The organism is Mesorhizobium sp. M0189 (assembly GCF_040322135.1).
Taxonomy (GTDB): Bacteria; Pseudomonadota; Alphaproteobacteria; order Rhizobiales; family Rhizobiaceae; genus Mesorhizobium.
Genome location: NZ_JAMYSW010000005.1, coordinates 52555 through 64678, shown reverse-complemented (window position 1 = coordinate 64678; position 12124 = coordinate 52555). Strand labels below are relative to the sequence as shown.

The following is a 12124-nucleotide window of genomic DNA, read 5'->3' as shown; positions in this document are numbered from 1 at the left end:
CTGAACTGGATTGGCTGACTTGGATTCGGTCCGTCTGCCGAACCAGGAAAATCAGGGTCCGCGTCGCTCGCGAAAAAAGTCCTTCAGCAATGCTGCTGCAGCGTTCTCGGCCATGCCAGGATAGATGTCGGGCACATGATGGCAGGTCGGTGACGTGAAGAAGCGAACGCCATTGACGACTGCGCCGCCCTTCTCGTCGGCGACGCCGAAATAGAGCCGGCGCAGCCTGGCGAAAGAGATGGCGCCGGCGCACATGGTGCACGGCTCCAGCGTCACATAGAGATCGTGGCCGCTGAGCCGCTCGCTGGAAAGCTTGCGGCAGGCCTCGCGGATCGCCAGCATCTCGGCATGGGCGGTCGGATCGGCGAACTCGCGGGTGCGGTTGCCGGCACTCGCAACGACCGTATCGCCGCCGACGACGACCGCGCCAACCGGCACCTCGCCACGCAGGGCGGCGGCTTCGGCTTCTTTCAGCGCCAGCGCCATGAAATCCTGCCGCCTCACGCGGTTTCCATTCCGATTATCTCCTCGCCACTAGAGCGCGATCCTGTTACTACCCGCGCAAACGAGCAAAGGCCACATGGACGACAAAAACAAGAAATTCCCGCGCAAGGCCGGCCCGAAACCGGCGGGGCCGCGTGGTCGCGATGGCGCTCCCGGCAAGGGTGGCAAGCCGTCCTTCGGCGTCAAAAAACCCTACACTCCGCGCGGCGATCGGCCGGCGGCGGCCGAAGGCGAACGGCCGAAACGCGACTTCAAGCCGAAGCGCGAAGGCGACCGGCCGTTCGGCAAAGGGCCGCGTCCGGAAGGCAAGCCTTATGAGAAGCGCGAAGGTCCACGCAAGCCTTATGCACCGCGCGGCGATCGGCCGGCGGCGGCCGAAGGCGAACGGCCGAAGCGTGACTTCAAGCCGAAGCGCGAAGGCGACAGGCCGTTCAGCAAAGGGCCGCGTCCGGAAGGCAAGCCTTATGAGAACCGCGAAGGTCCACGCAAGCCTTATGCACCGCGCGGCGACCGGCCAGCAGCTGCCGAAGGCGAGCGGCCGAAGCGCGACTTCAAAGGCAGCGAGAGGCCATTCAGCAAAGGGCCGCGTCCGGAGGGCAAGCCTTATGAGAAGCGCGAAGGTCCGCGCAAGCCCTACGCGCCGCGCGGCGACCGGCCGGCCGCTGCCGAAGGCGAGCACGGCGAAAAGCGCTTCGACCGTCCCAAGCGTGACTTCGGGGATCGTCCTAAGCGTGATTTTGGCGGCGATCGGCCGCAAGGGGCACAAAGGGCACAGGCGGCATCGGAGGGCGGCTTCAAGCCGCGTCCGCGTCGCGTCGAGGCAACGGAAGAAGCCGGCGAACGCATTGCCAAGCGGCTGGCGCGTGCCGGCCTGGCCTCGCGCCGCGATGCCGAGGAACTGATCGCGGCCGGCCGCGTCAAGGTCAACGGCAGGGCGCTGACCTCGCCGGCCTTCAACGTGATGCCCGGCGACATCATCCATCTCGACGGCATGGAGATCCCGCCGATCGAGCGCACGCGGCTGTTCCTGTTCAACAAGCCGGCCGGCGTGGTCACCACCAACCGCGATCCCGAAGGCCGCAAGACCGTCTTCGACGTGCTGCCCCCCGGGCTGCCGCGGCTGATGACCATCGGCCGGCTCGACATCAACACCGAAGGGCTGCTGCTGCTCACCAATGATGGCGGCCTGTCGCGCGTGCTCGAACTGCCGGCGACCGGCTGGCTGCGGCGCTACCGCGTGCGCGTCCACGGCAAGGTCGAGGAAAGCGCGCTCGCGGGCCTGCGCGAAGGCATTGCCGTTGACGGTGTCTTTTATGGCGCCATCGAGGCGACGCTGGACCGCGAGCAGGGTTCGAATGCCTGGCTGACGCTCGGCCTGCGGGAAGGCAAGAACCGTGAGGTCAGGAACATCCTGGGCTCGCTCGGTCTCGACGTGACGCGGCTTATCCGCATTTCCTACGGGCCGTTCCAGCTCGACGATTTGCCGGAAGGCCATGTGTTGGAGATCAAGGGCCGCGTGCTGCGCGACCAGCTCGGCGAGCGCCTGGTCGAAGAGTCCGGTGCCAATTTCGACGCCGATATCGCCAAGCCGTTTTCCAACAAGCCGGTCAGGCGTGAGCGGGAGGAGGAGCCCGAGCGGCCGAAATTCACCCGTGACGGCGAACGCCGTCCGATCGGCGAGGGCGGCCTGATCAAGAACCGCAAGCGCCGCGAAGGCAGCCGCGACGAAGCGCTCGGCAAGCTGTCGACAAAACCGGAGAGGAGCTTTGGCGAGCGTGGCGCCAAACCTGAACGCGGCGACTTCGGGGACAAACCCCGTGGCGACAAGCCTCGTGGCGGCTTCGGCGGCAAGAAATCCGAACGCGAGCAGCGGCCGATCGAACCGCCGGGCCAGCGCAAGGCCAATGTCTGGATGGCGCCGGGGGCGCGGCCGATCGGCAAGGGCAGGGCGGAGGCAGACGCCGCCAAGGCGGCGGAAAACAAGGCGCGCAAGGCCGCTTTCAAGCCGTCTTATGGCAAGCCCGGCGGTGCAAAGCCGTTCGGCAAGCCTCGTGGCGAACGTTCGGATAGCGGTGGCGACCGGCCGCGTGGCGGCCCGAAAGGAAGCAATGCGGATCGTCGGCGGTGAGCTTCGCGGGCGTCCGCTGGCGACGCCCCGCACCTTTGCCATCCGCCCGACGACCGACCGCACGCGTGAGGCGGTCTTCAACGTGCTGGCGCATCGCTTTCCCGAAAAACTGAACGGCGCGCGCGTGCTCGACCTGTTCGCCGGCACCGGCGCGCTCGGCCTCGAAGCGCTGTCGCGCGGCGCTGCCTATGCTGTCTTCATGGAGGAATCCGCCGAAGGGCGCGGCCTGATCCGCACCAATGTCGAGGCTTTCGGCCTCACTGGGCGCACCAAGATATTCCGTCGCGACGCGACGGCCTTGGGCGAGGCGGGCACCATCGCTGCATTCGGCCTGGTCTTTGCCGATCCGCCCTATGGCAAGAGCCTTGGCGAACGCGCGTTGCGCTCGGCCAAGGCCGGCGGCTGGCTCGCCCCCGGCGCGCTCTGCGTAGTCGAGGAAGCGGCGGCGGCGCCGTTCGAGGCAGGGCCGGGCTTTTCGGTTGTCGACGAGCGCAACTATGGCGAGACGGTCATCCGCTTCATCGAGGTTGGGTGAGGCCCCGCAATTGGCGAGGAAGCCGCGCCTTCAAAATGACGAACAATTCGCTTTGCCTCGACCAGCAACCCCGCCTATCGTTCCACCCCAAACCGGAGCCATCTATGACATTTCAGGCTGAATGGCTGCGCGGAACGCTCTTGGGACTGGCCCTGGTGATGGCCGAGCCGGCTCTGGCGGACAACAATCCCGACGACGGCGCAGTGACGGATTTCTTGCTCGACAACGGCATGGAGGTCGTCGTCATCCCCGACCACCGCGCCCCGATCGTCACCCATATGGTCTGGTACAAGATCGGCAGCGCCGACGAGCCGCCGGGCAAATCCGGCATTGCCCATTTCTTCGAGCATTTGATGTTCAAGGCGACCAGCAACCATGCGGCCGGCGAGCTCGATCGCGCCGTCGCCGCCATCGGCGGCTCGGACAACGCCTTCACCTCCTACGACTACACCGCTTTTCATGAGACAGTGGTGCCGCAGGCGCTCGGTGAGATGATGGGCTTCGAGGCCGACCGCATGCGCAATCTCATCCTCAACGACGATGTCATCAAGACCGAGCGCGACGTCATCCTCGAGGAGCGCCGCTCGCGCATCGACTCCAATCCGCAGGCGGTGCTCGACGAGGAGATCGACGCCACGCTGTGGCAGAACCAGCCCTACCGCATCCCGGTCATCGGCTGGATGCAGGAGATGGAGAAGCTGAACCGCACCGACGCGATGGCCTTCTACAACAAATATTATACGCCCAATAACGCCGTGCTGGTGGTGGCCGGCGATGTTGAGCCGGAAACGGTCAAGACGCTGGCCGAAAAGACCTATGGCAAGATCGCGCGCGGCCCGGATCTGCCGCCGCGCATCCGCCCGATCGAGCCCGAGCAGAACACCAGGCGCACGGTGACGCTGACCGACGGGCGCGTCAGCGTGCCGAGCTTTACGACGCAGTGGGTGGTTCCGTCCTATCACACGGCAAAGCCCGGCGAAGCCGAAGCGCTCGACGTGCTGTCCGAAATCCTCGGCGGCGGCAACCGCAGCCGGCTCTACCAGGAGCTTGTCGTCAGGCAAGGGATAGCCGCCGCGGCCGGCGCCTTCTTCCAAGGCACCATGCTCGACGACAGCAATTTCACCGTCTATGGCGCGCCGCGCGGCGATGCCAAGCTTGCAGACGTCGAGGCCGCGGTCGACGTCGAGATCGCCCGCATCGCGAAAGACGGCGTCACCAGCGATGAGCTGGAAAAATCCAAGGACCGTTTCGTCCGCTCGATGATCTTTGCCCGCGACAAGCAGGAGGACATGGCCAACATCTACGGCTCGACGCTCGCCACCGGCGGCAACGTCCAGGACGTCCAGCAATGGCCCGACCGCATCCGCAAGGTCACCGCCGACCAGGTCAAGGCGGTCGCTGCCCGCTATCTCAATCTCGACCACGCAACGACCGGCTATCTTCTGCCGCAAACCCAGGCTGGGAATTGATTTGATGATGAACCAGCACGGTCCCGCTCTGCCTTCTCCCCCGGGCTCCTCCCCTTCTCCCCTTGTGGGAGAAGGTGGCCGAGCAAAGCTCGGTCGGATGAGGGGTGTTCCAGCTTGGCACCAACGGCACTCCGTCCAACACCCCTCAACCGTCTCGGCGCTTCGCGCCGATCCACCTTCTCCCACAAGGGGAGAAGGGAAGCACGCGCGCTCCGGCCCTCTTCTAGCGACCCTCATCCTCTCCCTCGTCTTCCTCATCCTGCCGGCGCTTTCGGCTCGTGCTGCCATGAACATCCAGGAGGTGACCTCGTCGAAGGGCATCACCGCCTGGCTGGTGGAGGATTATTCGGTGCCGATCGTCGCCATCCGCTTCGTCTTCGATGGCGGCGCGACGCAGGATCCGCCCGGTAAGGAAGGGCTTGCCAACCTGATGAGCGGTCTGTTCGACGAAGGCGCCGGCGACCTCGACAGCGAGGCCTTCCAGGTCAAGCTTGACGATGTCGGCGCCGAGATGAGCTTCGATGCGCAGCGCGACGGAATCTACGGCTCGATGCGCATGCTGGCCGAGCAGCGCGACGGCGCCTTCGACCTGCTGCGCGTGGCGGTCAACCAGCCGCGCTTCGACCAGGTGCCGATCGACCGCATCCGCGCGCAAATCCTGTCCGGCATCATCGCCAACGAGCGCGATCCCGATACGCTCGCCCAGCGCAAATGGCTGGACGCGATCTACGGCAGGCATCCCTATGCGCGGCCGGACCAGGGCACCAGGCAAAGCATCGCGACGATCACGCCGTCCGATCTCAGCGCTTTCCACAAGGCGAATTTCGCCCGCGACGGTCTGCATGTCGCGGTGGTCGGCGCCATCGACGCCGAGACGCTGAAGCAGAAGCTCGACCTGGTATTCGGCAGCCTGCCGGAAAAGCAGGCGCTTACGCCCGTTCCCGACATCGACCTGAAACTTGGCCAGCAGCTCGAGGTCGTTTACGACCAGCCGCAGGCCTCGCTGCAACTCGCCTATCCCGGCGTGAAGCGGAACGCGCCGGATTTCTTCGCCGCGGTGCTGATGAACGAGATCCTCGGTGGCGGCACTTTCACCTCGCGGCTGTTCGACGAGGTGCGCGAGAAGCGCGGCCTGGCCTATAGCGTCAGCTCCGACCTCGTCGACCACCAGCATTCCGAGGCGCTTTCCATCACCACCTCGACCCGCGCCGACAGGGCGGCCGAGACGCTGGCCGTGGTGCGCGACGTGGTCAAGCGCATGGCCGAGGAGGGGCCGACCGAAGCCGAGCTGGCGGCGACCAAGAAATACATGATCGGCGCCTATGCCATCAACAATCTGAATTCCTCCGGCGCGATCGCCGCAACGCTGGTCGAGATCCAGCTCGGCAAGCTCGGCATCGACTACATGCAGCGCCGCGCCGCGCTGATAAACGCGGTGACGCTGGACCAGGTCAAGGCAGCGGCGAAAAAGCTGCTCTCCGCCGAGCCGGCCGTCATGGTGGTCGGGCCGAAGCTGGGTGAGGCCAACAAGGGATGAGCCCTAGCTTCGGCATCGCCTTTGGCGGCGGCGGCGCGCGTGGGCTGGCGCATATCCACGTCATCGAGGTGCTGGACGAACTGGGCATAAGGCCGGCGGCAATCGCTGGCTCGTCGATCGGCGCCATCATGGGCGCCGGCATGGCCTCGGGCATGACCGGCAAGGACATTCACGACTATACGCGCTCGATCCTCGGCCGCCGCGCCGAAGTGGCGACGCGCATGTGGCGGGCGCGGCCCGGCACCTTTGCCGAAGCGTTGCAGGGCGGCTTGCGGGTCAGCCAGTTCAATGTCGAGCGCATCCTCAAGGCGTTCCTGCCCGATGCCATCCCCGAGACCTTCGCCGAACTCAAAATACCGCTGAAGGTGACGGCAACGGACTTTTATGGCCACAAGCTCGCGGTGCTCGACGAAGGCGAGCTCCATTCGGCGCTGGCCGCTTCGGCGGCGATCCCGGCGGTGTTCCGCCCGGTGATGCGCGACGGCAGGCTGCTGATCGACGGCGGCATCTACAATCCCGTGCCGTTCGATCTGATCGAGCTCGACGCCGACATCGTCATCGCCGTCGACGTGGTCGGCGCGCCGACCGAGGCCGGGCGCAAATTCCCGACCTCCGTCGACCTGATGTTCGGCGCCACGCAGCTGATGATGCAGTCGATCATCGCCAGTAAGCTGAACCAGAGCCGGCCCGACATCCTGATCCGGCCGGCGGTGTCGAAATACCGCGTGCTCGATTTCATGAAGGTCGAGGCGCTGATGGCCGAGACGGTGGCGATCAAGGACGAGCTGAAGCGCGAGATCGAAAGGGCGGTCGAGGCGCGGGCCAAGGCCGAAGCCAGCAAGCGCACCAACCGTCTCGGCGGATGACAGCCGTCAGGCGCCCGGCGTCAACGCCCGCTGGACCATGAGCGTATCCTTCGTAAGTGGTGCGGATCAGCTCGAGATTGGCGCCAATCTCAGCCCCACTTCATCTCGCCGGTGGCGACCTTGGAGCCGATGTCGAGCGCAACCCCCATGCCGAGGCCGGGGAAGCGGGCTTCCATGGCGCTCTTCAGCGCGGCAGCGTCCTTGGCCTTGGCCAGTTCTTCCTCGAAGGCGATGAGATAGGTTTTTGTGTGCTCGACGCCCGAAAGGTCGGTCGCCGCCCCAGGCGTCATGTGCCCAGGCACGACGATCGCCGGCTTGCGCGCCGCGATCTTTTCGAGGTTGGCCAGCCAGGCGGCGCGCAGTTCCCTGGTCGGGGTGTCGGCGGTCCAGACATGCACGCCGGCAAAGATCATCACCCCGCCGAACACCGCGTTCAGCGACGGCACGAACAGATAGCGCCGGTTGCCGAGGCCTTCCGCGGCGACGATCTCGATGCTCTCGCCGTCGACGCTGAGCGTCTTGCCGTCGAACGCTTCCGGGATGACGACGTCGGCCAGCGCCTGCGGGCCATTTTCCTTCAGCTGCGGCCCCCAGACGGCGAGCTTCTTTTCGACATTGCCGTTGATGGCGGCCACCGTCTCGGCTGCGGCGATCACCCGTGCCTGCGGGAACGTCTGCTTGATCCGCTTGAGGCCGAAATAATAGTCGGGGTCGGACTGGCTGACATAGATGGTGGTGAGCGTCTTGCCGGTCGCCTTGATCGCCTCGGCCACGGCCCGGCCGTCGGGGTAGGTGAAACCGGAATCGATCAGCACGGCTTCGGTGGCGCCGGAGACCAGCACCGGGGCGCGGAAGAAGCCGTTTTCGCCGGCGGGAAAATGCTTCCAGGAAAGCCCGCTGGCCGCATGGCCAAGCCCGGCGGGAGCAAAGACCGCGGCAGCGCCGGCGGCGAGGGTGGTTTTCATGATGCTTCTCCGTGTGAACATGGATGTCTCCTGGGAATGCGGAATTCGGCGGCCTCGATGCCGCAAGATGGCAAAAACGGAATGCATATTGAAGGCCGACAAAATAGACGTAATGTATGCTTTCGCCTGACAATGGGGCTGCATCTGCCATGAGCCACGCATGAACCTGAACCGGCTGGCCTATTTCGCGGCGGTGGTCGACGCCGGCTCGTTCACGCGGGCCGCCGAGCGGCTGGGCATCACCAAGGCGGTCGTCAGCCAACAGGTGGCGCGGCTGGAGCGCGATGTCGGAACGACGCTGCTGATCCGCACGACGCGCCGCGTCCATCCGACCGAGGCCGGCCGGACATTCCATGCCCGCTGCCTGCAGGTTCTGCAGCAGGCCGAGGATGCCTTCGACGAGCTCGCGCAGGCCGCCGCCGAGCCGACCGGCACGCTGCGCATCGCGGCGTCCAACGACTACGGCAGGAGCTGACGCTGGGCGACGAGACGATCGACCTGGTTTCCGGCCACATCGACGTGGCCATCCGCGTCGGCTGGCTGGCCGATTCCAGCCTGCAGGCGCGGCGCATCGGCACCTTCCAACAATTCATGGTGTGCGGCGCCGGGTTTGAAGGCCGGTTCACGGCCGGGGAACCGCAAGACCTTGCCGGGCTGCCCTTCATCGCCAACATGGCGCTGCGCGAACCGCTGCTATGGCAATTTTCGCGCGGCGACAACGAGCAGCAGGTCGTGCGCATGCAGGCAACGATCGCCATTGACGCGACGCCGGCAGTGCTGGCGGCCGTCCGCGCCGGCGCCGGCCTGTCGGTGCTGCCGGACTTTCTGGTGCGGGACGAGCTGGCCGCCGGGCGGCTGGTGCAGGTCCTGCCCGAGTGGCGGCTGCCCTCCGGCGGCATCTACACAGTCTACCCCGCCGCCCGCTTCCGCCCGCCCAAGGTGACGAGGTTTGTCGAGATGCTGATTGCGGCCGAGCAGAAGCTGGAGGCAGGCGGGCGGGGGCGCTGATGGGCGAAGCAGCGATCTCCCCCCCAACGGCAGGGCTATCGCATAGGGGGCCCCCCTCATCCGGCCGCTTCGCGGCCACCTTCTCCCCGCTGGGGAGAAGAGGCTGGCGTTAACGCCGGCGACCTCCTCTCCCCTCGGGGAGAGGTCGGATTGCCCCGAATTGCCCTTCGCAATTAGGTTGGCAATCCGGGTGTGGGGGCCCATGCCCCGATGCGCTTGCTAAAGTTGAAACGAAGGCCGGCGTTCTTTCGCGCCCCCCTCTGCCCTGCCGGGCATCTCCCCCTCAAGGGGACCCTCAGGGGGAGATTGGCTGTCATCGGCGCTTTCGCCAGCGTTGCAGGATGAGCGCCAAGGCGGAAGCCGCGATCTCCCCCCACGTGGGGGAGATGGCCGGCAGGCCAGAGGGGGGCGCTGTCCCGCCGACCTATCAGTCGATGGCCTTAGCGTACCCGCGCAAGTTCCAGCTCATCACACGTTGAAACAAAGGCCGGCGTTCTTTCGCGCCCCCCTCTGCCCTGCCGGGCATCTCCCCCACGAGGGGGGAGATTGGCTCATCACGCCTTCCCCGCCGCATACTCCAGCGCCACCACCCCGTTGCTGAATTGCGTGGCGGAGATCAGCTCGAGCGGCAATTGCGCGCCGGGCGGGAATAGCAGCTTGCCCTGGCCGACGGCACCGGGGTAGCTGAGCAGCCTGATGCGGTCGACGAGGCCATGGCGCAGCAATTCCTGCGCGACGCTGAGGCTGCCATGCACATAGATGTTGCCGCCGCTGCCTTGCTTCAGCCCTCTGACCGCGGCCGGCAAGGCGCCCTGCAGCAACTCGGCCGGCTGCCAGTCCAGCGCCGTCAAGTTGGTCGAGGCGATATATTTCGGCAGCGCGTTGAAGCGGTCGGCGAAGTCTCCGGTCTCCTTGGGCCACGAGCCGGCAAAGATCTGATAAGTCGTGCGCCCCAAAAGCATGGCGCCGCTGTCGGCAAGCTCGTCGTCCTTGAATTTTTGCATTTCATCGTTCCAGGCCACGCTCGGCAGCTTTTCAACCTCGGCAATGCCATCGACGCTGATGAATTCGGTGATGATGAGTTTTCTCATGGCGGGTTCCTTCTGTCGGGGCGGCCGTGCGGGTCTTGTGCGAACTGCACCGTCAACTAGCGCGGCGCTTTTTCAGGTGGAGGGGTTTTCCCCGTTCGCTTCCAAAGACCGATACCGTGGGAAAAGCGTCTCCGACCTGCCCGTCGTTCGGCCATGCCACGAGGTCCGCGTCGGGTGGGGGCGGTCTTTTTTGCCTGTCCCCGATTGGATCTGGTTCGTAATTGCGGGCTGGCTACAGGCGGGCAATACCGGCTTTCAGCAGTCCTTCGCGGACGTGCTGCACATCAGACTCCTGGGCATAGTGCAGGGTGGCGATGAATGAATCGAGGTCGAATTGGGGATCGAGCGTTCTGATCTTGCCTAGATGCGCCGCGGCCGCGATTTCGTCGCCGAGCCAGCCGTAGCAGGCAGCGGCGAAAGCGTGCTGAACCGAGTCCATGGTTGACAGATGCATGAAAGCTTCGATCGCCTCGCCATACTGGCGCGCGGCGAAATGCGCCTTTCCCAGATGGCTCCAGAACCTCTCCGGGTGGTGCGGGTTCAACTGCATTGCCTTGCGGATCCACTCAATTCCCTCTTCCGGCCTCCCCAACCAGGTCAATAACTCGCCTTGCTGCACCACCACGAGGTCGTAATTGGGATTGAGGGCCAGCGCCCGCTCTTGATGGTAGCGCGCTGTGGTCAGCTCATTGTTGTTCACGTTCACTGCCGCGAGGATGCGGTGGACATCGGCATCGTTGTTGTCCAGCGCCAGCGCCCTGTCGAGCGCTGCCATGATGTTGTTCCAGACGGCATCCTTGTCTTGGCACCAGCTATGGACCCAGGCCTGGCCAAGAATGCAGGCATGCCAGGCATGGGCATGGGCATAATCGGGGTCGAGCGTGACGGCCCTTTCTATCAAGGTTTGCGCGCGTTCATTATCCGCAATCGTGCTTCGGTGATGCAGCACCTTGGCAGCAAGCACACATTCATACGCGGCCATGTTTGCAGGTTTCGCCCGCGCGAGCTGGTCCCGCTGAGCCGCCTCGACACGCCCGGGCAGCGTGGCTGCGATCGCCGCGGTCACCTCATCCTGAATCGCGAATATGTCGACCAGCTTCCGGTCATATTTGTCTGCCCAGATATGAGCGTCATTCGCCGTGTCGATGAGCTGAACCGTCACGCGCACCCTGTCGCCGATCTTGCGGACGCTTCCCTCCACCAGGTATTGGACGTCGAGTTTTTCGGCCACCTCGCGCACATTCACGGCGCGGTTCTTGTAGACGAAGGCGGAATTGCGCGAGATGACGAACAGCTCATGGTGGCGGGACAGTTCGGTGATGATGTCCTCGGTCAGTCCGTCCGCGAAAAATTCCTGCTCGGGGTCGCCGCTCATGTTGCTGAATGGCAGCACCACTATCGAAGGTTTCGAGATGGATCGCTTTGCCTCGACTTGTGGCAGGACAGGACTGTCAAACCCAACGCGATAGAGGCGAACCGGGCGGCTGATGTTCTTTAACGTCTTCTCGCCCAGGTCCTCCATGGCGATTTCGAGACGGTCGGCAATCTGGGTCGCCACCGCTGCGGTCACGCAGATACCGCCGACGTCGGCGAGTTGCTCGATGCGCGAGGCAATATTGACGCCGTCGCCGAAAATGTCGTCATCGTCGAAAATGATGTCGCCGAGATTTATGCCGATCCTGAATTCGATGCGCCGTTCTTGCGGTACATCCGAATTGCGCCGTTTCATGCGCTGTTGGATTTCCACGGCGCATTTCACGGCATCAGTCACGCTCTGGAACTCAACGAGCATGCCGTCTCCGGTGGTCTTGATGATCCGGCCCTTGTTCTTCGCGATGGCGGGATCGACCAGTTCTATGCGATGGGTGCGAAGGCGTGCGAGCGTGCCGGATTCATCGGCCTCCATTAGCCGACTGTAGCCCGCCATATCGGCAGCCAGAATTGCGGCCAGTCTCTGTTCCATCGCTGAACCAAAAACCAAGCCTACGCTTCCTGGGCTGCCAAATCCAGCAATTTGGGCT

The 12124-nt window shown here is 64.9% G+C and carries 9 protein-coding genes and 1 pseudogene; 6 read left to right on the top strand and 4 right to left on the bottom strand.

Annotated features, from left to right (window positions below; all coding sequences use genetic code 11):
- Positions 1 to 51 precede the first annotated feature (51 nt).
- Complete coding sequence (locus tag NKJ09_RS11245) at positions 52 to 504, bottom strand: nucleoside deaminase (protein ID WP_023717130.1); 453 nt, start codon at positions 502 to 504, stop codon at positions 52 to 54.
- Positions 505 to 580: 76 nt separating this feature from the next.
- Between NKJ09_RS11245 and NKJ09_RS11240 the strand changes: the two genes are divergently transcribed.
- From NKJ09_RS11240 to NKJ09_RS11220, 5 genes are all read left to right on the top strand, one after another.
- Entirely contained in the window at positions 581 to 2632 is a 2052-nt protein-coding gene (locus tag NKJ09_RS11240) for a pseudouridine synthase (RefSeq protein WP_352495534.1), read from the top strand.
- Positions 2613 to 3167 (top strand): 16S rRNA (guanine(966)-N(2))-methyltransferase RsmD, encoded by a 555-nt coding sequence (gene rsmD, locus NKJ09_RS11235; protein ID WP_352495533.1) that lies wholly within the window; start codon positions 2613 to 2615, stop codon positions 3165 to 3167. The genes NKJ09_RS11240 and rsmD overlap by 20 nt, the downstream gene beginning before the upstream one ends.
- Positions 3168 to 3271: 104 nt before the next feature.
- Positions 3272 to 4636, top strand: a complete 1365-nt coding sequence (locus NKJ09_RS11230; RefSeq protein ID WP_023717133.1) for a M16 family metallopeptidase — start codon at positions 3272 to 3274, stop codon at positions 4634 to 4636.
- A 286-nt stretch (positions 4637 to 4922) separates the two neighbouring features.
- On the top strand, positions 4923 to 6173 hold the full coding sequence (locus NKJ09_RS11225) for a M16 family metallopeptidase (RefSeq protein ID WP_352495532.1): 1251 nt from the start codon (positions 4923 to 4925) through the stop codon (positions 6171 to 6173).
- A complete protein-coding gene (locus NKJ09_RS11220; protein ID WP_352481720.1) occupies positions 6170 to 7039 on the top strand; it encodes a patatin-like phospholipase family protein in 870 nt (289 codons plus the stop codon). Before NKJ09_RS11225 ends, NKJ09_RS11220 begins: the two co-directional genes overlap by 4 nt.
- 89 nt (positions 7040 to 7128) lie before the next feature.
- On the opposite strand, the gene NKJ09_RS11215 is transcribed toward NKJ09_RS11220, so the two are convergent.
- A complete protein-coding gene (locus tag NKJ09_RS11215; RefSeq protein WP_031193462.1) occupies positions 7129 to 8025 on the bottom strand; it encodes an MBL fold metallo-hydrolase in 897 nt (298 codons plus the stop codon).
- 139 nt (positions 8026 to 8164) lie between these two features.
- Between NKJ09_RS11215 and NKJ09_RS11210 the strand changes: the two are divergent.
- Positions 8165 to 9012: pseudogene (locus NKJ09_RS11210) on the top strand (LysR family transcriptional regulator).
- Between the two features lie 554 nt (positions 9013 to 9566).
- Here NKJ09_RS11210 and NKJ09_RS11205 read toward each other — a convergent pair.
- Positions 9567 to 10103 carry a dihydrofolate reductase family protein gene (locus tag NKJ09_RS11205; protein WP_352496172.1) on the bottom strand — a complete coding sequence of 179 codons (537 nt, stop codon included), beginning with the start codon at positions 10101 to 10103 and terminating at the stop codon, positions 9567 to 9569.
- Between the two features lie 232 nt (positions 10104 to 10335).
- Positions 10336 to 12066 (bottom strand): adenylate/guanylate cyclase domain-containing protein, encoded by a 1731-nt coding sequence (locus NKJ09_RS11200; RefSeq protein ID WP_352496173.1) that lies wholly within the window; start codon positions 12064 to 12066, stop codon positions 10336 to 10338.
- Positions 12067 to 12124 lie beyond the last annotated feature (58 nt).

Excerpts from the sequence above, each read along its gene's own strand:
- rsmD (WP_352495533.1), top strand. The coding sequence starts at position 2,613 with ATGCGGATCGTCGGCGGTGAGCTTCGCGGGCGTCCGCTGGCGACGCCC.
- NKJ09_RS11225 (WP_352495532.1), top strand. The coding sequence starts at position 4,923 with ATGAACATCCAGGAGGTGACCTCGTCGAAGGGCATCACCGCCTGGCTG.
- NKJ09_RS11215 (WP_031193462.1), bottom strand. The coding sequence starts at position 8,025 with ATGTTCACACGGAGAAGCATCATGAAAACCACCCTCGCCGCCGGCGCT.
- NKJ09_RS11200 (WP_352496173.1), bottom strand. The coding sequence starts at position 12,066 with ATGGAACAGAGACTGGCCGCAATTCTGGCTGCCGATATGGCGGGCTAC.
- NKJ09_RS11220 (WP_352481720.1), top strand. The coding sequence starts at position 6,170 with ATGAGCCCTAGCTTCGGCATCGCCTTTGGCGGCGGCGGCGCGCGTGGG.
- NKJ09_RS11205 (WP_352496172.1), bottom strand. The coding sequence starts at position 10,103 with ATGAGAAAACTCATCATCACCGAATTCATCAGCGTCGATGGCATTGCC.
- NKJ09_RS11240 (WP_352495534.1), top strand. The coding sequence starts at position 581 with ATGGACGACAAAAACAAGAAATTCCCGCGCAAGGCCGGCCCGAAACCG.
- NKJ09_RS11230 (WP_023717133.1), top strand. The coding sequence starts at position 3,272 with ATGACATTTCAGGCTGAATGGCTGCGCGGAACGCTCTTGGGACTGGCC.